At 40.0% G+C, this 21,096-nt stretch carries 21 protein-coding genes; 12 read left to right on the forward strand and 9 right to left on the reverse strand.

Features of this window, described 5'->3' with window-relative positions:
* The first annotated feature begins 55 nt into the window (after nucleotides 1-55).
* Together gcvT and AAU57_RS12235 are read left to right on the forward strand one after the other, a co-directional pair.
* Entirely contained in the window at nucleotides 56-1,141 is a 1,086-nt protein-coding gene (gene gcvT, locus AAU57_RS12230; protein ID WP_055413180.1) for a glycine cleavage system aminomethyltransferase GcvT, read from the forward strand.
* A gap of 4 nt (nucleotides 1,142-1,145) precedes the next feature.
* Nucleotides 1,146-1,958, forward strand: coding sequence for a sugar nucleotide-binding protein (locus AAU57_RS12235; RefSeq protein WP_055413181.1), 813 nt, complete (start codon nucleotides 1,146-1,148; stop codon nucleotides 1,956-1,958).
* A gap of 9 nt (nucleotides 1,959-1,967) precedes the next feature.
* On the opposite strand, the gene AAU57_RS12240 is transcribed toward AAU57_RS12235, so the two are convergent.
* The 3 genes from AAU57_RS12240 to AAU57_RS12250 form a co-directional block, all read right to left on the reverse strand.
* Nucleotides 1,968-4,166, reverse strand: coding sequence for a PAS domain-containing protein (locus AAU57_RS12240; RefSeq protein ID WP_055413182.1), 2,199 nt, complete (start codon nucleotides 4,164-4,166; stop codon nucleotides 1,968-1,970).
* Nucleotides 4,167-4,367: 201 nt separating this feature from the next.
* Nucleotides 4,368-5,210 (reverse strand): 1,4-dihydroxy-2-naphthoyl-CoA synthase, encoded by an 843-nt coding sequence (locus tag AAU57_RS12245; RefSeq protein WP_055413183.1) that lies wholly within the window; start codon nucleotides 5,208-5,210, stop codon nucleotides 4,368-4,370.
* Nucleotides 5,211-5,242: 32 nt separating this feature from the next.
* Nucleotides 5,243-5,518 carry a hypothetical protein gene (locus AAU57_RS12250; RefSeq protein WP_055413184.1) on the reverse strand — a complete coding sequence of 92 codons (276 nt, stop codon included), beginning with the start codon at nucleotides 5,516-5,518 and terminating at the stop codon, nucleotides 5,243-5,245.
* Nucleotides 5,519-5,706: 188 nt separating this feature from the next.
* Here AAU57_RS12250 and AAU57_RS12255 point away from each other — a divergent pair, with 188 nt between their 5' ends.
* From AAU57_RS12255 to AAU57_RS12275, 5 genes are all read left to right on the forward strand, one after another.
* Nucleotides 5,707-6,108, forward strand: a complete 402-nt coding sequence (locus AAU57_RS12255) for a DUF2452 domain-containing protein (RefSeq protein ID WP_055413185.1) — start codon at nucleotides 5,707-5,709, stop codon at nucleotides 6,106-6,108.
* 81 nt (nucleotides 6,109-6,189) lie between these two features.
* Nucleotides 6,190-6,552 carry a BlaI/MecI/CopY family transcriptional regulator gene (locus AAU57_RS12260; protein WP_055413186.1) on the forward strand — a complete coding sequence of 121 codons (363 nt, stop codon included), beginning with the start codon at nucleotides 6,190-6,192 and terminating at the stop codon, nucleotides 6,550-6,552.
* Entirely contained in the window at nucleotides 6,552-8,288 is a 1,737-nt protein-coding gene (locus AAU57_RS12265) for a M56 family metallopeptidase (RefSeq protein ID WP_055413187.1), read from the forward strand. Before AAU57_RS12260 ends, AAU57_RS12265 begins: the two co-directional genes overlap by 1 nt.
* Nucleotides 8,289-8,726: 438 nt before the next feature.
* Nucleotides 8,727-9,929 carry a PQQ-dependent sugar dehydrogenase gene (locus AAU57_RS12270; RefSeq protein WP_055413188.1) on the forward strand — a complete coding sequence of 401 codons (1,203 nt, stop codon included), beginning with the start codon at nucleotides 8,727-8,729 and terminating at the stop codon, nucleotides 9,927-9,929.
* 45 nt (nucleotides 9,930-9,974) lie between these two features.
* Complete coding sequence (locus AAU57_RS12275; protein ID WP_055413189.1) at nucleotides 9,975-10,418, forward strand: c-type cytochrome; 444 nt, start codon at nucleotides 9,975-9,977, stop codon at nucleotides 10,416-10,418.
* Nucleotides 10,419-10,498: 80 nt separating this feature from the next.
* On the opposite strand, the gene AAU57_RS12280 is transcribed toward AAU57_RS12275, so the two are convergent.
* The 4 genes from AAU57_RS12280 to AAU57_RS12295 form a co-directional block, all read right to left on the reverse strand.
* Nucleotides 10,499-10,834, reverse strand: coding sequence for a DUF2853 family protein (locus AAU57_RS12280; RefSeq protein ID WP_055413190.1), 336 nt, complete (start codon nucleotides 10,832-10,834; stop codon nucleotides 10,499-10,501).
* Between the two features lie 63 nt (nucleotides 10,835-10,897).
* Nucleotides 10,898-12,568 carry a 2-succinyl-5-enolpyruvyl-6-hydroxy-3-cyclohexene-1-carboxylic-acid synthase gene (gene menD / locus AAU57_RS12285; RefSeq protein WP_055413191.1) on the reverse strand — a complete coding sequence of 557 codons (1,671 nt, stop codon included), beginning with the start codon at nucleotides 12,566-12,568 and terminating at the stop codon, nucleotides 10,898-10,900.
* A gap of 331 nt (nucleotides 12,569-12,899) precedes the next feature.
* Nucleotides 12,900-13,943 carry a chorismate-binding protein gene (locus AAU57_RS12290; protein WP_055413192.1) on the reverse strand — a complete coding sequence of 348 codons (1,044 nt, stop codon included), beginning with the start codon at nucleotides 13,941-13,943 and terminating at the stop codon, nucleotides 12,900-12,902.
* Nucleotides 13,944-13,954: 11 nt separating this feature from the next.
* Nucleotides 13,955-14,374, reverse strand: a complete 420-nt coding sequence (locus AAU57_RS12295; protein WP_055413193.1) for a hotdog fold thioesterase — start codon at nucleotides 14,372-14,374, stop codon at nucleotides 13,955-13,957.
* A gap of 34 nt (nucleotides 14,375-14,408) precedes the next feature.
* On the opposite strand from AAU57_RS12295, the gene AAU57_RS12300 reads away from it, so the two are divergent.
* Genes AAU57_RS12300 through AAU57_RS12315 form a run of 4 tightly spaced genes read left to right on the forward strand, consistent with a single transcriptional unit; the run spans nucleotide 14,409 to nucleotide 17,552 of the window.
* Nucleotides 14,409-15,056, forward strand: a complete 648-nt coding sequence (locus AAU57_RS12300) for an alpha/beta hydrolase (protein ID WP_055413194.1) — start codon at nucleotides 14,409-14,411, stop codon at nucleotides 15,054-15,056.
* Nucleotides 15,056-15,640, forward strand: a complete 585-nt coding sequence (locus AAU57_RS12305) for a non-canonical purine NTP diphosphatase (RefSeq protein ID WP_055413195.1) — start codon at nucleotides 15,056-15,058, stop codon at nucleotides 15,638-15,640. Before AAU57_RS12300 ends, AAU57_RS12305 begins: the two co-directional genes overlap by 1 nt.
* A gap of 45 nt (nucleotides 15,641-15,685) precedes the next feature.
* A complete protein-coding gene (locus tag AAU57_RS12310) occupies nucleotides 15,686-16,483 on the forward strand; it encodes a carboxypeptidase-like regulatory domain-containing protein (protein ID WP_055413196.1) in 798 nt (265 codons plus the stop codon).
* Nucleotides 16,484-16,496: 13 nt separating this feature from the next.
* Complete coding sequence (locus tag AAU57_RS12315) at nucleotides 16,497-17,552, forward strand: M28 family metallopeptidase (RefSeq protein ID WP_410503887.1); 1,056 nt, start codon at nucleotides 16,497-16,499, stop codon at nucleotides 17,550-17,552.
* Between the two features lie 142 nt (nucleotides 17,553-17,694).
* On the opposite strand, the gene AAU57_RS12320 is transcribed toward AAU57_RS12315, so the two are convergent.
* The gene (locus tag AAU57_RS12320) at nucleotides 17,695-19,209 is read right to left on the reverse strand and encodes a DEAD/DEAH box helicase (RefSeq protein ID WP_055413197.1); all 1,515 of its coding nucleotides are present in this window, start codon (nucleotides 19,207-19,209) and stop codon (nucleotides 17,695-17,697) included.
* A gap of 260 nt (nucleotides 19,210-19,469) precedes the next feature.
* Here AAU57_RS12320 and AAU57_RS12325 point away from each other — a divergent pair, with 260 nt between their 5' ends.
* Nucleotides 19,470-19,979, forward strand: a complete 510-nt coding sequence (locus AAU57_RS12325; RefSeq protein ID WP_231717815.1) for a YqaA family protein — start codon at nucleotides 19,470-19,472, stop codon at nucleotides 19,977-19,979.
* 207 nt (nucleotides 19,980-20,186) lie between these two features.
* Here AAU57_RS12325 and AAU57_RS12330 read toward each other — a convergent pair whose 3' ends face one another.
* On the reverse strand, nucleotides 20,187-21,059 hold the full coding sequence (locus AAU57_RS12330) for an OmpA family protein (protein WP_055413199.1): 873 nt from the start codon (nucleotides 21,057-21,059) through the stop codon (nucleotides 20,187-20,189).
* Between the last annotated feature and the right edge of the window lie 37 nt (nucleotides 21,060-21,096).

Consider the following 21,096-nt stretch of genomic DNA (forward strand, 5'->3'; position numbering starts at 1 on the left):
GCACGTGCGTTTCCCTACTATTTTGATACATTTGCCATCCCAATAAAACAAGGATATGAAAAACACCGCTCTCACTAATGTTCATCAAGCGCTAGGTGCAAAAATGGTTCCTTTTGCAGGATACAATATGCCGGTACAATATGAAGGCGTGACCATTGAACATCACACCGTGCGCAATGATGTAGGCGTCTTTGATGTGTCCCACATGGGTGAGTTTATCGTTAGTGGTCCCAAAGCCCTGGAATTGATCCAAAAAGTATCTGCAAACGATGCTTCAAAATTGGTTATAGGTAGAGCTCAATATTCTTATTTACCTAATGAAACTGGCGGCATCGTTGATGATTTACTTATTTACAAGATAAAAGACGAGCAATACCTACTCGTCGTCAACGCCTCTAATATAGAGAAGGACTGGAATCATATCTCAAAATACAACGAAAGCATAGGTGCAGATTTGAGAGATTTAAGTGATGATTATTCACTGCTTGCCATTCAAGGGCCCAAAGCGGTTGAGGCAATGCAGTCGTTGACAGACATTGATCTTTCTGCCATAAAGTATTATCATTTTGAAGTTGCCGCTTTCGCGAAAGCGGAACACGTCATCATCAGCGCCACAGGATACACTGGTAGCGGTGGATTTGAAATTTACTGCAAGAATAGTGAGGTGGAACAAATATGGAATAGTGTGCTGGAAGCAGGTAAAAGCTATGGCATCAAACCCATAGGACTTGCTGCAAGAGATACACTGCGACTTGAAATGGGCTTTTGTCTATATGGAAATGATATAGACGACACTACAAGTCCCATAGAAGCTGGGCTAGGTTGGGTAACTAAATTCACCAAGGACTTCGTTAATTCTGAACATCTTGCAGACCAAAAAGAAAACGGTGTACATCGCAAACTCGTAGGTTTTACCATGGATGAGAAAGGCATACCTCGCGGTGGATACAATATCACAGATCCTGAGGGCAACCCTATAGGAATGGTAACCAGCGGTACCATGTCGCCTTCTCTAAATGTCGGATTGGGATTGGGCTACGTACCTTCATCTCTAGGTATTCCTGACAGTAAAATCTTTATACAGATACGCAAGAAATTAGTGCCTGCGACCGTTGTAAAACTTCCTTTCTACAAATCGTAATTATTTGAATAGGATATTGATCATAGGCGGTAGCGGTTTTGTAGGCAATGCGATCTATAAAGAGCTAGCGCCATTGTATGATGTGCATGCGACGTACTTAAGCGACAAATCTGAATTTAGAAACAACCAGCATTTCCATGAATTTGACATGGAGACTGATATGGTTGAGATCCTGCTGGATAAGCTGAAGCCTAAATACATCATAAGTGCGGTAAGAGGTAATGAAAACAGTCAATTGTATCTACACGATCAATTGATTACGTATATCATGAACAATGATTGCCGATTGCTGTTTCTATCCAGCGCGAACGTTTTTGACCGCTTTACAAATTTCCCCAGCTATGAATACGATAAGACTTTTTCAGAGAGTATTTATGGCAGGCTTAAAATTAAGATCGAAAACAGGTTGTTAAGACTGCCTCCAGATAAATATGTGATTTGCCGCATACCGATGATTTTCGGTGCTCAAAGTCCACGAGTTAAGGAACTCAAAGCGCAAATTCAAAACGATATTCCCATTGAGGTTTTTCCCAATGTCGTGATCAACGCCGCTCATATTGACAAGCTGGCGCAGCAAATACATTACTTAATTAATAGAAGAAGGCGCGGAATTTTCCACCTAGGTAGTAAAGACTTAATCCATCATAGTGATTTGATTAAGGAGATTTGTGAAGTATTGAGCGATAAGAAACCCGTTTTCAAAAATGTGTTTGACAGCAATGAAGACCGACAATTATCTGTATTGCCTAAGGACAATCTGTTACCTAAACATTTACAGTTGACGATTGAAGAAGTGGTCGCAAGAACCACTGTTTAATCTAGTTTCCTAATGATGTAATGGAAGTGAGAGAACAAATTCTGCTCTGGAATCTTCACTAGATTCAATTTCTATTTTTCCTTTAATACCTTCTAGGTATTTTATAGCAAACGGAACACCTTCACCCAAGGCTTGGAAATTGGAAGTGTCGCCGTCTTCGCTAGCGTGATGGGAGTTTAATATGTGTTCAATAATGAGGTAGACTTGTTTGGTCAAACTCGTTTTGAGAATAACCTCTGCTCTATCATTGTTGATTCTGGATTTAATCATTACGATTTCGCTATCGCAAATCTTGAAGAAGAGATCTAAGAGATTAGCTAAGGACTGTCGTAAAAAAACAGGATCAGCGTTTACTAATACCAGTTTATCAAAATTATTGAAAGAAAAGTCGATTTCTTCCTGCTTTGCTTTATTGATGCTGTCGGTATGCATGTTCTGTAACAACAACGCAAGGTCAACCGGTTTTTGAGATGTAAAGAACAAACTCTCAGAATCCTTATTATTTATAATTTCATCGAGGGAATTCATAAGTTCCTCACCACCTCTAATTTGTCCTTCAGACAAGTTGTTATCCGTTTTGTAGATAACCTCTTCTTGAAAAATACCTTGGGTGACCGCCAGAAGTTTATCAAAAGGTAATTGCTGATTGTTAGCTATCTGGGCAAGCACATTATTTTTAAAATGATGTGCTGTTATGAGTTTATGCTGGAAAGATTTTACTTCTTCTTGCAGGCGTACTCTATTGCTAAGATCAAAGAAGTAATACACGTAGCCATCAACTTTTTGGGAATAATCAAGAATGGGTTTGCACAAGGCATCGTAGCAAGTGCTGCTATCTTCAAATAAATCGATGTATAGTTCATTTCTATATTCTTGACCCTTCTTCAATACACGGTCAATGATGTTGAATTTTAAAAGATCAAAGCTGGAAAGGATTTCAGAGAACAGAGATTTTTTGAGAATAGGATTATAACCCAAGCGATCCATCAAAATCTTCTTGGTCTTTGCATCCAGTCCTATGATTCTAGAATCTTTATCCAGAAGTATGCTACGTACAAAAGTGTTATCCAGCATGGTACGTAAGTGATACCTGTGCTTGTCTTCCATTTCTGAAAGTTTGTACTTATCCTCAACATCTATCAAATTAGCTACAAGTTTTATGGGCTCGCCGTCACTATTGAAGACTTTAAAACCATGAATTTCATAGTGCCTATAGATTCCGTGTTGATTGCTTACCCTAAAAGCATTGAAATAGAACTCACCTTCTTCTTTGATTTCTCTTTTATGTTGAGCTAGTGCAGCGACTCTATCTTCAGGATGTACCAGTTTAAAGAATTTTTCCCTAGTCATATCCTCAGGGAAATTAGACCTTGCCATGAAAGAATCACTGTAACGTTTCTCCTCAGTAATTAGATCAAACGTAAAGTATCCTGAATTAATGGCGCGTAGAGCAAGTTCTTGGTTTTTCTTAGTTTCTTCAAGAGCAATATTGAGCTCTTTATAAGGAGTTATATTTTGAGTAACGCCTTGAATTAAGGCTACTTCTCCTTTATATATTTCTGGAGCGGCTATTATTCTTAACCAGACTTCTTTTTCGTCTTTTCCTATGATTAGTTTTATCTCAACATCATAAGGTTCATGATTGAAATATAGTTTTTCAAGGGCCTTATCAATAGTAGGTAGACTGTCATCATGTACAGCATCGTACATGACTTTATTATCCAACACCTGATCATCTGATAGTTCAAACAATTCCTTAAAAAACCCGTTGTAGTGAAATTTATCTCGAGCTGGTATGTAAGTCCATGCGCCTAGGTTGGCCACTTGGCTAATGGTGGTATTGTGTTGTTGTAAATAAATGTCCATACTGACATCAACACCAGCGATATAGACTCGATCTTTCCTAAAACCAAAATTGCACTTTAAATATACCGGTATTCCAGAGCTGTTATGAAATTTTAATGTAGTTGACAACCGTTCTCTTTTGGAGCTGTCTTTTACCTTAAGATCAGGCCAATCGTCATTTGAACTTATAATATCAAGGATGGTATGATCATCAAAATAGGACTCACTGTATCCCAAAACATTGAAAAACTCTTCATTTGCCTGAATAAGCTCAGAGTCATTACTCACCACCATACATATCAAGCAGGTGCTGGTCATTAACTCTTCATAGGGAAAGGTGCTTTGTTTCAGGTCATTAACCATGTTCGTTGCTTATAACTTACTCTGTTAAGTTAGTGACAATTGTAGGACCAAAGAATTGAGGTTTCTTAAAATTAGGTTAATGTCACGCTCTGTTGAGTTTTTGATGTATTTATGCCAGCTTGTTTCAACATAACCGCAATATTTCTTCCTTTAATCTATAAAAGTAGAAATTTGACAAAATCAAAATCCGACTCTTTAGATTTATGGCAACCACTTATCGCTACCAAAATTCGGCTTGCGCTTCTCTAAAAAGGCATCGCGGCCTTCTTTGGCCTCATCTGTCATATAAATCAATCGAGTCATTTCTCCTGCAAAAACCTGTTGCCCAACCATTCCATCGTCAGTGGCATTCATGGCAAACTTGGCCATTTTTATCGCTGTTGGCGATTTTTCCATGATTTCTTGGGCCCATTCATAGGCCGTTTGATCCAGCTCCTCGTGCGGTACAACCGCGTTGACCATTCCCATTTTCATGGCTTCCTGAGCATTATAGTTACGTCCCAAGAAAAAGATCTCGCGAGCCTTTTTTTGACCTACCATTTTTGCCAGATAGGCGCTACCATAACCAGCATCAACACTGGCAACGTCCAGGTCTGTTTGTTTGAAAATGGCATGTTCCTTACTGGCAATCGTCATGTCACAAACCACATGCAAACTGTGTCCACCACCTACAGCCCATCCAGGCACGGCACAAATCACCACTTTAGGCATGAATCTAATCATGCGCTGCACCTCTAGAATATTCAATCTACCGGTACCGGCACTGTCTTTATAACCGTCTTTACCGCGAGCGTTTTGATCACCACCACTACAAAAAGCCCAACCACCATCCTTGGGACTAGGCCCTTCACCGGTTAGGATCACTACGCCTATGGAAAGGTCTTCCTGCGCATCATAGAACGCGTCAATGAGTTCGCTAACGGTTTGTGGCCTAAAGGCATTGCGCACCTCTGGTCTATTGAACGCTATCCGCGCTACACCATCGGCTTTTTTGTAGGTGAGATCTTTATATTCCTTGGCTGTTTTCCAGTTGATCGTGCTCATGGGTAAAGTTTAGAACTCAAAGATAGAACGGTCTATCCTTTATACCATATTCTAATGATCTGGAAAGTTTGCACGATGCTTCCTCCTGTGGGATATTTAGTGGTTTGATTGGTTTGGGCCTTTCCTTTGGTATAAATGTTCGGCAGGATTACAGTTTCCACATTGACGATTTCTTTGCTATAATGGCGTCGTATCCATTCGTTAGCCCTTTCAAGGGTAGCATCTACGGTCTCATAGGTATGTGTACCCCAGAAACTCTTTTCAAGAACTCTAGGTTCAAAGTCGATATATTGTATGGTTGTTGTCATGCTTATAAGTTGCTGTAAAATGAAAATTGTTACGATGAATGATTATTTCGCTTTCGCGAAAGCGAACTCTATCTCATCCTTACTGCAAGGATCAAGGCAACCGTACGACATCTTACCTATTGATTTCTTGTTTAACAAAATCACGTTAACAATAAACAATACTGAAAGTTGTCCCTTAAATTTGCAGCATGAGTGAGAAAAAAAAGCCAGACGCCGTTGTATATGATGAAGAATCTGGAACCTATAATGCTGCCTTGTTGCCCTATGCCAGCGGTGTAGGTGCTCCTAAGATTTCTACTCCAGACATCACCTCGTGGAAGCAGAATAATATCTCTAAAGTCAACCACGAGATCAAATCGCAGTTTGACCAACTCAAAGCGCAGTATGATGCGATGACTAAAAAGTTTAACGACAACCAGTTGGTGTACGGTGCAAAATTCTCTTTTGAACCTATCGTGGGCGAGACATATCACTTGTATCAAAATAACGACGGTCACTTTCTATCGGTCATCGCACCTAATGAATGTCGCTGGGATCATGTGGGCACCTATCGCCTATCCTCAGAAAAATTATGGGAAGAGATCGATTGATCTCTTTTTATTTGAATTATTCAACTAAATAATTAGTTTAACTAAAATATTAGTTTATATTTGAACTAAACATTTAGTTAGATGAAAACACTTACCCAAGCCGAAGAAGAGATCATGCAGATCTTATGGAAACTCGATGAGGCTAATGTTGCCGCTATTATCGACCAGATGCCAGACCCTAAACCTGCCTACAATACGGTTTCTACCATCACGCGCATCCTAGAAAGTAAAAAGTTTGTGGACTATCGCAAGGAAGGTCGCGGTCATATCTACTTCCCTATCGTGAGTAAAGATGCGTATTCCAGAGCCACGGCTGGAAAACTTGCCAGCAATTATTTTAAAGGCTCCTATAAAAGTATGGTGTCCTTCTTCATGGAGCAGGAAAAATTGAGCGTTCAGGATCTGGAGGACATCTTGAAGGAAATCAACAAAAAGGAAGAATAATGAATCATTTCATACACAGCTGCGTTTTGGCCATCTTATTCTATGGCTTATACCGTTTATTTCTTAAAGGGACCACCGGTTTTCAATGGCATCGTTTGTATTTGCTGCTCATACCAATAGTATCTTTCATACTGCCATTGCTGGTCATACCACTGGATCAATCCCTGACCACGCCAGCCTTTTTAATGCCTGTCGAGATGGATGTAATGCCTGTCATCATTGAGGCTGATCAACAACCTGTGACGCCTGCAACTCCTATAATAGAATGGACCAGCATCCTATGGATTACTTATTTCGTGGGGATAACAACGGCTGCGATTCTGTTTATTATCAAGCTGGCACGTATTCAAAACTATAAAGAGCAAGGACAGACCATCTACCAAAATGGGGTTTACATCACAAAAGTGCACGATCTACCTACGGCCTTCTCTTTTATGAACCATATCTATATCAATGACGCTTTCGCGGAAGCGAGATACGAACAAGTCCTATTGCACGAGATCACGCACATTAAACAGAAGCATAGTTGGGATTTGTTATTCTATGAGTTGTTGCGCATCGTTTTCTGGTTCCATCCAGTACCCTATCTAGCGCAGCGCGAACTTAAAATGGTTCATGAGCATATCGCAGATCATAGAACGATCGCTACTTATGGCAAAAAATCCTATTACGAAAACCTTTTGAAGGAAGCCCTGGATTGTCCAGACTTCTCGTTTACCAATCCATTTTTTAAATCCAAAACCATTAAAACCCGTTTAACCATGATACAACAATCCCAAAACCAGAAATTCCCATTCCGCAAGTTGTTGTGGATGCTACCCGTTTTATTTGCAAGTTTGATTTATACGGCTTGTAGCACTGAACAGGAAGTGATCAAAGTGGAGCAGAAAACTTATAGAGTTGATGAATTACCTACTCTTCAAGATCATGTCTATGGGCAAATTGACTTTTATAAAGGTGTTACAGCAGATGAAATGGAGGTTTTAGAAAAAGGGAACGAGACTATTAAAAAGTATATAGGTGATGATACCAGCAAGGAGAAGAGTTTTGAGGTTGCTAAAAGGATGTTGCGGGATCCAAAATTTCAGGAATATCGTAGAGTCATGGACAAAATAAACGATAATGGGAAAACAATAGTACGTGACGTCGAGAACAATAATTATGTCTTAACTATCCAAGAGTATGAAAATGGAAGTCCTTCTTTTACGGGAACCGGTCCGATCGATCAATTAAATATGAGCAATGATGAAATTTCAGCTTATTTAAAAGATTTACATGAGAAGTACGGTAAGGCCGACGATGTGACCGTAGTTGCAGAAGTGGAGTTAGTGGAAGAAAAATCTGATATGCAAAATCAGGCAGTAGTTGTTCCTTTTGCAATTATAGAAAACGTTCCAACTTATCCAGGTTGCAGCGGCGATAACGCAGAGAAAAAGAAATGTATGCAGCAAAATATCACGCAGCTTGTAAAAGAAAATTTTGACACTTCCATTGCCAACAAAGTGGGGTTAAGCGGTAAACAAACCATTTCTGTTCAATTTAAAATTGATCAAAATGGCAATGTTGCAAACATTATATCTAGAGCCAAAGCTCCAGAACTTCAAGCCGAAGCGGCTCGAGTTGTCAACTTGTTGCCTAAAATGCAACCGGGAACTCAACGAGGACAAAATGTAGGTGTCATTTACGGCTTACCCATTATTTTCAATGTTCCAGAAGAGTCCAAAAAAGAGGAATAATATTTCACTGAAATAGAGCAAACCTAAATTCAATAAGCAAAAGTCCAGACCTCAACATCTGGACTTTTTTATGTATTTAAACGTAAATAATAAATATTTCATCGGTTTTACTATCTTGTATTACATAGTAGTGTAACAATTCTAGAAATGCCTCGTCTATATAGTATAACCTTTAAAACTTTATATTATGATAGCTTCAAACACCTTCAACGAGACGAGAGAATTGATCAACAAAAGATTCAGACCTGAAAAATCATTATCAGAATCTTGGAACACTAAAAGAAGATACAGATTAGCATAATGCGATTCCTGCATCACAACAGCAGACCTCTTCTACTCTATCTCAAAAATTCCCTAAACCTTTAACGGCTTAGGGAATTTTTTTATGATTGCCACCATAGCTCTATAGATTGGATTATTTTTATAAAAACAAATGCTATGAGAATTCTGCTTGCCTTAAGTGCTTTACTAATACTATCCACATCTTGTAAAAAGGCATTTTCTGAGACCAAAGATGCTGATTCCTTAGCAGCTTCTTCTTTAGAAGCGCCTTATGTAACCAATGACAGTGTCAATCAAAAAGTGCCTAAAGTAGATGGTATTCCATTGATTGAAGATCAAAAAAACTATACGCTAACGCCTGTTGTAGAAGGGCTCAACAATCCATGGGGCATGGATTGGTTGCCTAACGGTGATTTGGTCTATACAGAAAAGGAGGGCAAAATGTTTCGTTTTGATGGGACTACTTCTATTGAAATCCAAAACGTTCCCGAAGTTTATATACGTGGACAAGGTGGATTGCTGGATGTAATGGTTCATCCAGATTTTGATGTTAACAATATCATTTTTATATCCTATGCCAGTTCCATCGGTGATGAAGATGGCGGAAACACCGCTATCGCCAGTGCCGTTCTAAACAACGACAAATTGACGAATCTCAAGGTACTGTACAAAGCAGTTCCTAATACTAAAAAAGGACAGCATTTTGGCAGCAGGTTTGCTTGGGGCAACGATAATAAATTATACTTCTCCATAGGCGAGCGTGGCGAGCGCGACGTGAATCCGCAAGATATTACTCGTGATGGCGGTAAGATTTATAGAATTAATGATGACGGCAGCATTCCAGAAGACAATCCATTTGTGGGAATCACAGATGCCAAAACCGCCGCCTACACGTACGGTAACAGAAACCCGCAAGGTTTATTGAAACATCCTGTTACCGGTGAGATTATTGCTCACGAACATGGTCCTCGCGGCGGTGATGAAATCAACATCATAAAAGCTGGTGTGAACTACGGCTGGCCGGTCATAAGCTACGGCATCAACTATAGTGGTAGCAAATTCACTGAGATTACCGAGAAAGAAGGTATGGCACAGCCTATTTATTACTGGGTTCCCAGCATTGCACCTAGCGGCTTTGCTGTTATAAATGATGCTTCCTATGAAGACTGGAATGGTAATTTTCTAGTGGGTAGTTTAAAATTTCAGTACCTAGAAATGCTCTATATGGATGGTCATCAAGTGACCAAACGTGAAAAACTGGTAGACGGTTTAGGCCGTTTACGTAATGTCAAAATAGGTCCCGACAATCAAATTTATATAGGAGTTGAGGGCAAAGGCATCTATAAGATTAGCCGATAAATAGTCTCATAAAAAGGCAAAACAAATTTTAGAAAGATTGAAATCATGAACAAAATACTGAGCATTATTATCCTCTCGCTGCTTTTTACCAGTTGTGGGAATGAAGCCAAAAAAGAAACTACAGCTGCAACAACTGTAACAAAAGCAGAGCCTCTCGACCCATTAGAGGAAAGTGTGAAACGCGGCAGGGAAATCTATTCCGAATTATGTGTGACCTGCCACTTGCCCAACGGTAAAGGAGTTCCTGGTGCGTTCCCACCATTAAACCCTTCTGACTGGCTCACTAAAAAACGAACCGAAAGTATACATGCTGTAAAATATGGCTTGAAAGGTGAGATTGTTGTCAACGGTGATCCATATAACAGTGTGATGCTACCGTTGGGATTGGACGATCAAGAAGTGGCAGATGTAATGAATTATACCATCCAGACCTGGAACAAAGGCGATATGGTAACTATGGAAGAAGTGGCTGCGGTAGAAAAGGAATAAACCCTTATAAATTATTTGAAATTAAAAATCCCCAATCGGCAACCGATTGGGGATTTTCTTGAAAGCAATAATAAAATTTCCTAGTTGTAAACGGATTGCTTACCGTGGTGCACACACAACATGTAATACACTACAGCACGGTACTTAGAGCGGTTACTCTTTCCGTATTTCTCGATGACGGCTTCAACAGATGCCATTAGATTATCTCCAGAAAGACCTAATTTCTTTTGAAGATAGTTGGCCACCACGCGTTCCATCTCAGATTTCTCTGCGCTTACTGTTTCTGCATCGCGATTGTAGATCGATGGGCCTAAACCTTTGGTTACTTTTTTAAGCAATTCTTCATCAAGGCTACCTCCTACATGTTCTTTGTAGGATGCCACGTATTTTTCAAGCTTTTCATCAAATTTACTCATCGTGTATTTTTTGGTAATTAGTTATCTGTTAAAGCTAAAGAAAAAAAAAGATTAACAAAAGTTTTACCTCAAAAATTTGAAGTAGTCCAATAATATCTTATCGTTGATTTCGCGCGGTGTCTGTATCTCCAACAATTGTGGTGCAGTATTCGTATGGATGAATTGTTGGTACGCTTTCGCGAAAGCGAACTCATCATCAATCTTTGTATAACCAAACCCATGCATGGCACACAAGTTACTGGCGTCTAAATGGTGTGTGGTCTCAAAATAGGTGGAGAAATAATCTTCCTGCTTCTCACCTGGCAAGATTCTAAAGATGCCACCACCGCTATTGTTGATCAGTATGATCTTAAAGTCCTTGGGAGTGTAATTGTTCCAAAGGCCATTGGAATCGTAGAAAAAACTAAGATCGCCAGTAATTAAAAACGTGGGCATTCCAGAACCTACCGCGGCACCTATGGCGGTGCTGGTGCAGCCGTCAATACCACTGGTGCCACGATTTGAAAAAATACGGTGTGTAGCGTTCATCTTGAATAACTGCGCATACCTAATGGTACTACTGTTGCCTAATTGCAAAACGATGTCATCTGGAAGGTGTTCAAATAACAATTCAAAAACCTTCATATCGCTCCATCCTATTTTGTCAAAATAGGCAGGACGCTTTGAAAGGTAATCCTTGAAATGATTGAGCCATTGTTCTTGATAATTGCTGGGTTGTGTTTGCGCTGGTAGCGACTGTAACCATTTTCTAGGCGCGATCTTGATATGCGCGGCAAGTTTAAAAAAGGTATCATAGGCCCTACGTTTGCCTATATGGTAATGGATATTGGTCTCAAACCTGCGCAGGTATTGCTTGATCTTTTTAGAAACGATCATACCGCCTATGGTAACTACCATATCTGGCTGCAAGGCTGCAATCTGATCATCGTCAAACTCAATAGGCGCTATCAAGGTGTCGATTCCCCAAACAATATTCTCGTGCACGATATTTGAGCTTACCTCACTCATCACCAACACACTGCCGTCTGCGGTCAAACGATCTATATCTTCCTTCTCAAATACTGGCGGATTGAGCGTCGAGAGAATAACAAGCTTACGTTTTGAATTGTTCCAATTTTCGTAAAATGTCGCTGGGATCTCGGTGGTCTCATCCTTAAGCACATCCATCACTTTCACGTCAATGGATGGCTGTTCTACCGTATTATACAGCGGTTCTTCAAACGGGACGTTAATGTGAACGGGACCGTGCTTTGAAATAGCTGTGTTGATCGCTTTATTGAGCTGCCGTTCGTTAGTAATCAAATATTCCTTCTGATCTGATCTGTTGATCATTTCCAATTGCGTATCAAACAAGATATGGTTTGCAAAAACATGTTTTTGGCGTATGGTCTGGCCATCGCCTATATCAATCTTGTGCGGTGGACGGTCAGCACTCAAAACAATTAATGGTATCTCACTATAGTAGGCCTCTGCCACCGCAGGATAATAATTGAGCAAAGCACTACCGCTGGTACAAAGCAGAACCGTTGGCTCCTGCAGCTGTTGCGCAATTCCCATGGCAAAATGCCCTGCACATCGCTCATCAACAATACTATAACAATTGAAAAATGAATCCTGAGAGAAACTAATGGTTAACGGAGCATTACGAGAACCTGGAGATATAATAATGTTTTTAATATCCCTTTTCTTGAATAACTGGATGATTTGCTGTGCGTGTAGAACGGATGTCATCATACATCAAAGGTAATAGACGCATGCACCTCTTCATACTGGATTAACAACATATTCTAAAAGGAATTCATAACAATTCTCATTAGAAAGAATTAAGCTATTAATTCATTGCAAAAAAAAGAAGAAACAAACATTTAGAAAAGAATATTGACGTTTCAGCAATTGAATCACAATAAGTTGTAATTTAATACCAATCATTGCCATGGTCTTGAATCTTCAATTATGATCGTACTTAAATATATCGCATTGTATTGCTACATTTTGTTTTACGAGATGCGTCGTACCGTAAAAAGTGCTGCCGGAATATTCTTGGGATAAGATTTTTGTGTCGTGTTTAAGTAATAATTCGCGCCATAGTCATCAACTTATTCTCGATTTCTTGAACCTCATCCTGTGGAATGCTCAACTCTGTAATACCACCGCCAGCATATAGATAAATATTTGATTTGTCAATTTCCAAGCACCTAAGGTTGACATAATAATCTGCTCGTCGCTCCACCGGATTTTGAATACCTATGTATCCTGTATAAAAACTGCGGTCATAGTTTTCATGGTTCCTGATGTAATCCAAAGCTGCTTGTCTGGGAAGACCACAAACTGCTGGAGTAGGATGCAATTCATTTACGACCTCATTAATTTTACCGTAATCAACAAGAACTTCTAGCGATGTTTTCAAGTGGAGTAAGGAACCTGCTTTGATAGTTTCGACATCTCCAACAACGGGTTTTTCACCAGTCACTTTTTCTAGTGCATTTGATATGAAATCAGTAACCAATTGCTGTTCGTTTTTCTCTTTGATTCCCCATGGTATTTTGGGATCGGCAAGAGCACTTTTTGTACCTGCCAACGACATGGTTTTGAGCAATCCATCTTTGTAGGAAACGAGCGTTTCTGGTGTAGCACCCAACCAAGTTCCAATAGATGGGTGATGGAAGAAATAACAATTAGCTTTAGGATATTCATCCAGCAAATTAGTAAGAATTTTTAGCGAATCAGTACTGCTAGAAACAGTGTGCTTCAAAGAGAGCACCACCTTTTTGAGTGCTCCATTTTTTAGCGATGTAACTGCACTTTGCACTCTGCTTTGGTGCTCCTTTTTTACATTTTCTGGCAAATTAACGGCAACACCATCTAAGGTTCTCCTTTTAATTTCCCATGAAAAGCTTTTCCTCACTTCACCAATGATATAAAACTGGTTTTCAGATGATAAAAATTTTGATAAAACCGCACAAGACATTGTGTCATGTGGCGTTTCATGTAATTTTTGGGAGTTTTGATGGAGTATTTCTACGTTGGATTCTCCACTTTTTCTTAAAAGTAAGAACGGCAGATTTTGATGTAGAAGTTCTTGTGTGTATGTGAGCAGGCTTTCGCGCAAGCGATATAAATTTAAGTGTTTTTCTTTAAAGCTATGGTCGTTAATTTACAGATGGAAATCAAACGTTCTTCCTCATCGGTAATCTTGATTTCCCATAGTTGGGTGGTTCGTCCCTTGTGTAGGAATCTAGCGGTGGCAAACACGTGTCCATCCACTTTAGATCGGGTATGATTGGCACTAATTTCCAACCCTCGAATGGCGAAAGAATCCGTGTCCAGAAATATATAACTTGCCGCACTACCTACAGACTCTGCCAGCGCCACGCTGGCACCTCCATGAAGTACACCGTCAGGCTGATGCACGCGTGAATTTACAGGCATTTTTGCCGTTAAAAAATCGGCACCTACATCGATGAATTCGATATCTAGCGTTTCCATAAGTGTGTTCTTACAAATGGCGTTACACTGCGATAGTATCTTTTGTTTGTCCATATCTTTATCAAAAATAAGCTATCAAATTGACTCTATGGTAAAGACGGTTTCTTACGTTCACACTAATTCCTATGAAGTATTATATCCTATTAGTAAAAGCACGAAAAACATTTGGATTTGTTTTCATGGCTTGGGCTACCTATCTCTATATTTTAAAAAATATTTCAAGGATCTCGATCCAGAAACAAATGCCGTTATCGTTCTACAGGCTCCTTCTAAATTCTATTTAGATAAGAAATTCAAACACGTCGGTGCCAGTTGGCTCACCAGAGTGGATACAGTTCAGGAAATGGACAACAACCTCCATTATATTGACGAGGTTATCAAGAATGAAAAGTTGGTAGGCGATCCACGTCTTATCCTTATGGGGTATTCCCAAGGTGTTTCCATTGCAACACGTTTCTTGAAGCACTATGCACAGCCTATAAAGGCACTCCTTATGCATAGCGGCAGCATACCTGATGAGTTAAGTGAGCAAGACGGTAAGCTCTTCAAGTCGATGACAGATCGCATCATCCATATTGTCGGAACTGAAGATGAGTACCTCACCGAAGAGCGTATAGAAAAAGAGCAGCAAAAGATCGACCTTTTATTTGGTGAAAAATGTGAGTTTCATCGACCAACGATCAAACATGAAGTAGCCTCAGATCTACTCATATCTATATCTAAAACACTATCCTAATGCAATTAATATTTGCCACGCATAACCCCAACAAGCTCCAAGAAGTGCAACAAATGATGCCCAGCAGCATTAAACTTTTGAGCCTTGAGGACGTCCAATTATTTGACGAAATTCCAGAGACGGCTGCCACAATTAAAGAAAATGCCATCCTTAAAACTGATTATATCAAAACTAGATTCGACCTTCCTGTTTTTGCAGACGATACCGGTTTGATTGTTCCCGCGCTTGCTGGCGATCCAGGTGTGCGATCTGCGAGATATGCCGGCGAGCATAAAAACAGCGAGGATAACATGGATCTACTGTTATCAAACCTTGAAGGCAAGGAAAACAGATCCGCCTATTTTTTGACCGTCATCTCACTGTATCTAAATGGCAAACAACACGTTTTTGAAGGACGCTGTGATGGCGAGATACTCGAGCATCGACAAGGCGACAAGGGATTTGGCTACGACCCCATTTTTAGACCTAATGGGTTTGATAAGAGTTTTGCGCAAATGGACATGGATCAAAAATCTGAGATTAGCCATCGTGGTAAGGCCCTTAAAAAGCTAATTAACTATTTAAATGGCATCAAAATTGACTAATTATCATTTTAGAACAATACACTTACCGTATTTTTATAGTCCCGTATGAAATCAATTAGACTAGTTGTTACTTTTTTAATCTTGGGTGCCTATTTAGGTTTCGCTCAAGCCGAAAACAACAACACCCAAAATACCTCGCAAAAAGCAACCATAGTCAATGGTAAAGTCCTCAATGCAAAGGACAACTCCATATTACAGGATGTGAATATTGTGAACCTCAACAAGGTCATAGGAACCATCACCAAACCTGACGGAACTTTTGAAATACGTGCCGCAGTAAATGACACGTTGTACTTTTCATATATTGGATTTCAAACCATCAACGTTAGAGTAACCGAAGACTGGATCAAATATGGTGATGTAACTATATCCATGACTGAAAAAGGAATCGCCCTAGAAGATGTTGTGGTGACCGATAATGGTCTTACTGGCTATCTTGAAATTGATGCCAAGCGCGCTCCTATTTACGCCACACGCAGATTCAGCATTAGTGGTTTACCAGAAGCCTATGAAGGCGGTAACAAAGCACCTGGTGCCGTAGAAAAAACATTGAACTCCATTTTCAACCCTGTAGACTTCTTGTTCAATACCTTCGGTAAAGAAGGGAAATCCTTGAGCAAAGTTCGCAGGATTAAAGAGCAGGACGAGATACGTAATTTACTGCAGTCTAAATATGATAGGGAAACCCTAGTCAACCTATTGCAAATGGACAAAATAAGTATTGACGCGATATTGAGAAACTGTCAATACTCAAAAGAATTTATAACCGGAGCAAACGACCTTCAAATCCTAGACGCCATTAGCGAGTGTTATGAGGAATACAAGGTGCTCAAGCAAAATTGAAAATTAATATATGATACGTAAAACTATTCTTATCGCATCGCTTGCGATTACTGCGCTTACCAGCTGCACCTCAACAAAAACCTCTAGTACAGAATCTACGGCGATGACTCCTGTAGATAATGAACCTAGAATGATGGAAGATGGTAAAAACCCATTAGTGGTGAAATACATGAACACCATCACCGCAGCCGAGCTTAAGGAACAGCTGTATGAGTACGCCAGCGATGATATGGAAGGTCGCATGACTGGAACTCCTGGACAAAGAAAAGCAGTTGAATACCTCAAAGGAAAGTATCAAGTAATGAACGTTCCTGGTGGCGCCCAAAACGGTGAGTATTTCCAAAGCATTCCTCAAGAGTTTTTTGGAAAGAGAGAAATCACTTCAGAAAATGTCTTAGCGTTTATCGAAGGTTCAGAAAAGCCAGAAGAAGTATTAGTCATTTCGGCGCATCTGGATCATGTTGGTACTCGTAATGGCGAAGTGTATAATGGAGCAGATGATGATGGTAGTGGTACCATCGCGCTTGTAGAGATCGCAGAGGCTTTTCAACAAGCTAAGGAAGAAGGAAACGGCCCTAAACGCTCTATTCTATTCCTGCACGTCACCGCAGAGGAAATAGGCTTGCAAGGAAGTAAATATTATGCTCAAAATCCAGTGTATCCGTTAGCTAATACCATCGCAGACCTTAATATTGATATGATAGGTCGTATCGATCCAGCAAGAGAAGCAAAAACCAATTACGTTTACCTTATCGGAAGTGATATGTTGAGCCAAGACCTACATGACATGAGTGAGAAGGCAAATAAGACGTATGTGAATATGGATCTTGACTACACCTATAACGGTAAAGATGATCCTAATCGTTTTTACTATAGATCTGACCATTATAGTTTTGCCGAGAAGAATGTTCCAGTAATCTTCTATTTCAATGGAACTCATGAAGATTACCACAAATCAAGCGACACACCAGACAAGATTGAATACGATTTGTACGCACAGCGCGCACAGTTGATTTTTGCAACCGCATGGGAATTGGCAAATGCAGACCAACGTCCAATGCTTAAATAAGCAAAATAGCTTTCCATAAAAAAACGCACCTCATGGGTGCGTTTTTTGTTTCTATGAAAATTGATTTCTTCTAAATCTTGAAGAACCTGTAGGATGATGATATGAATTTCGCTTTCGCGAAAGCGAACCTATAACAATCCTTTTAACTTTCTACACCAGCAAACTCTTGCTGTATCGCGACGCGCAACCTGCGGTAGTAATCCTCTTCTAACCAATCCTTGTAATTGTTGGTGTTGTTGATAATGCAATAGGAATAGCGGCGTATGCGGTCCTTAATATCTTCTTTGAGCAACTTTGCTAGGATACGAGCGTCAAACACGTCCTCGCTATTCTCGACACACCACTGGACGTGCTGCGCGATACTCTCATCAAGAACTTCTTTAGATTTTCGGTTTTCTTTAGTGATGCGCTTATAGGCACCACGAATGTCAAATGTAAAGTCTTTGGTATTGGGGAATTCTGCCTTGACGTCTTCTGGCATCTTGTAAACGAAATTGCGTTCAATCTCTTCGTCAGAAACAATGTTCTCCACATAGAAATCTGGAGATCTAAATACTTGCTGCCAGTCTACAGGCTCGTTCCAAAGTCCAAATCGAGCCACGTTGTTACCCAGATCTATGATCTGGAATTCTTCCTTATTCTTGTAGATACGTGATCCACGACCTATCATCTGGTAATATAGAGTCAACGATTTTGTCGCTCTATTCAAAATAATGGATTCCACAGATGGCTCATCAAAACCAGTGGTCAAAATACTTACCGAGGTCAAGATCGCATCTGGCTTTTTCTTGAACCACTTCAAGATTTCCTTACGTTCTTCCTTGTTATTGGTATTATCCAAATGTCTAATCTCCAGACCTGCTCTTCTAAAGGTATCCTCAACTTCCATACTGGTTCTAATACCATTATTAAAGATGAGCGTTTTCTTTCCCTTACTCGTTTCAAAGTAAGCCTGCAAGAGCTTGTCCTGCATGGAATGGTCTGTATAAAGCTTTTCACTGGACTTTACCGTATAATCTCCATTCATACCTATGGTGAGGCCACTCAAGCCTACATCATAGGTATGCGTTACCGCACGAGCAAGAAAACCATTGTCAACTAGGGATGTGATGCTGTCACCTACAATAAGTTCATCATAGTTATCCTTCATTGGGAGCTTGAAGTTGGAACTAAGCGGCGTCGCGGTAACACCTAGCATAAAACAGTGTTCAAAATACTTGAACAACTTACGGAAGCTATTATAGTGAGCCTCATCCACGATCACTAGGCCGATATCTTCCAGCTTAAGTTTATCGTCCTGAATACGATTGTTGAGGGTTTCCACCATCGCAACAAAACACTGATAATCCTTTTGATCATCCAGTTCCTTAACCTTGGAATTGATGATCTTGTTCTTGACCTGAAAGTTATCCAGGACTTTAGAAGTCTGCTTACACAACTCGATACGGTGTGTTAGGATGACAACCTTTTTGTTTTTTTGTTTAAGGTAACGCCTCACGATTTCTGAAAAGACCACGGTCTTTCCACCACCGGTAGGCAATTGATATAGAAGTTTGTAATCGTCTGGTTTCTCATCGATCCTATCAAAAATCTCACCCAGATCACGCTTTTGGTAATCGTAAAGTTTTTTGATTTTTGTATTGGATTCTTGCTGCATGGATGAAGTTATTTTTCAGTTTAGGGATTTGCAAAAATAGGGAATTTAAATCCTTTTGAAACTACCGTAAACGTTGACTTTTTAAATATTTTATATTGATGCGAATTTAACAATGTAAAGGGCTGCTTATTCCTATTTTTGCAAATTCCAACGTCGATTAAATGGGTTCTTCCAAAAACAAATTTCAGCCTCAACGAGCTCACCGGTATTATAAAATCACCGGGTTTTACTCCTTTGTGGTGGAAAGCATCAAAAAATCGATGCCACCAGTACTTATAGTCGTTGGTTTGCTGGTCATCTTTCATTTTGCAGTGATGCCCATTCCAGATGCACTGGAACTTGCCGTGGCAGAACTGCCTAATTATGGTGTCCTGGCCTTCTTCTTTCTATCTGAAACTCTATTAGGTTTAATCCCACCAGAACTTTTTATCGCATGGGCTGGCAAGACAGCAGATCCAGCGCTCAACCTGTTTTTTATCGCACTACTCTCCTATCTAGGCGGTATGTGCTCCTATTTTATAGGTAGATGGTCGCTCAAGATCCCGGCGATACATAACTACCTGGAAATCAAAATGGCCAAACAACTTATCATGGCCAGAAAATGGGGTGGCATCTTAATCGCTGTAGGTGCGCTATTACCGCTACCTTTTTCCATAGGTAGTCTGGTAGCTGGAATGCTACGCTACCCGTTTAAATATTGGGTCGTCATTGGCTTACTCCGTTTCTTGAGGTTTGCCCTTTATGGCGCGGCGATCTTCTCAGTAGTTTAACGAGTTTCTCTCTTTTGGTAAAGTATAAAACGCTTTGTCACCTAAGGTTTTGAGCTACATCTATCGACTTTAGATATTCTAGATGATGGTGTAGTTATCACTTTCGCGAAAGCGAACTCTCATTACACCTTATTTCATTTTCTTGAAGTGATTGCATAAAAAAAGCCTCCTAAACTAGGAGGCTTTTGAAGTGAAGGGTTCACTTGATTATTTACCAGCTTTGGCATTCTCTTTTGCCTGCTCCATTCCTTTCTCTACCATATCAAAGAATTGATCTAGTTTAGGAAGTACTATGATTCTGGTACGTCTGTTCTTTGCACGACCTGCGGCAGTACTATTGTCTGCAACAGGAACGTAGTAACTTCTACCAGCAGCAGTCATACGCTCTGGAGCCACGTCAAACTCGTTTTGTAAGATTCTGGTAACTGATGCTGCACGAGCGGCACTCAATGCCCAGTTGTCTTCAAACTTAGCAGTGCTGATGGATTGGTCGTCAGTATGACCTTCAATCATGATCTCGATCTCTGGCTTGTCGTTTACTACTTTAGCTACTTTTCCAAGTACATTTTTAGCAGCGCTGTTCACATTTGCACTACCACTAGCAAACAATAGCTTGTCGCTGATGGAAACATATACCACACCTTTCTCTACATTGACACTGATGTCCTCGTCATTAAGATTACCCAACGAGCTTTTCAGACTAGTTACTAGAGCTAAGGTTACACTGTCTTTTCTAGTAATAGCATCGTTAAGAGTACGTATTTGCATGTCTTTCTCACGTAGACTTTCTAAAGACTTTTCAAGGTTTTCGGCTCCTTTTTTAGAAAGCGTGGTCAAGTTACCTGTATTATCTATAAGGGATTGGTTGTTCGCACGTAGATCTGCAACTTGTGCGCGTAGTACAGAAAGTTCTGCTGCTGCAGCCTTCTCATCTGCAAGACAAGCGTTTAATTTAACGGTTGCAGAATCCAATAATTCTTGATTAAGTCTTGCTTTTGCTTCTGCTGCTTCTAAATCCTTTTTTGAGGCACATGATACTGCCATTAATGCAGTAAGTGCTACTAGGGCTATTTTTTTCATGGGTATAATTGTGTTTATTTAACTTCCAAAAGTAAAA

This window comes from Nonlabens sp. YIK11 (genome assembly GCF_001413925.1).
Lineage (GTDB): Bacteria > Bacteroidota > Bacteroidia > Flavobacteriales > Flavobacteriaceae > Nonlabens.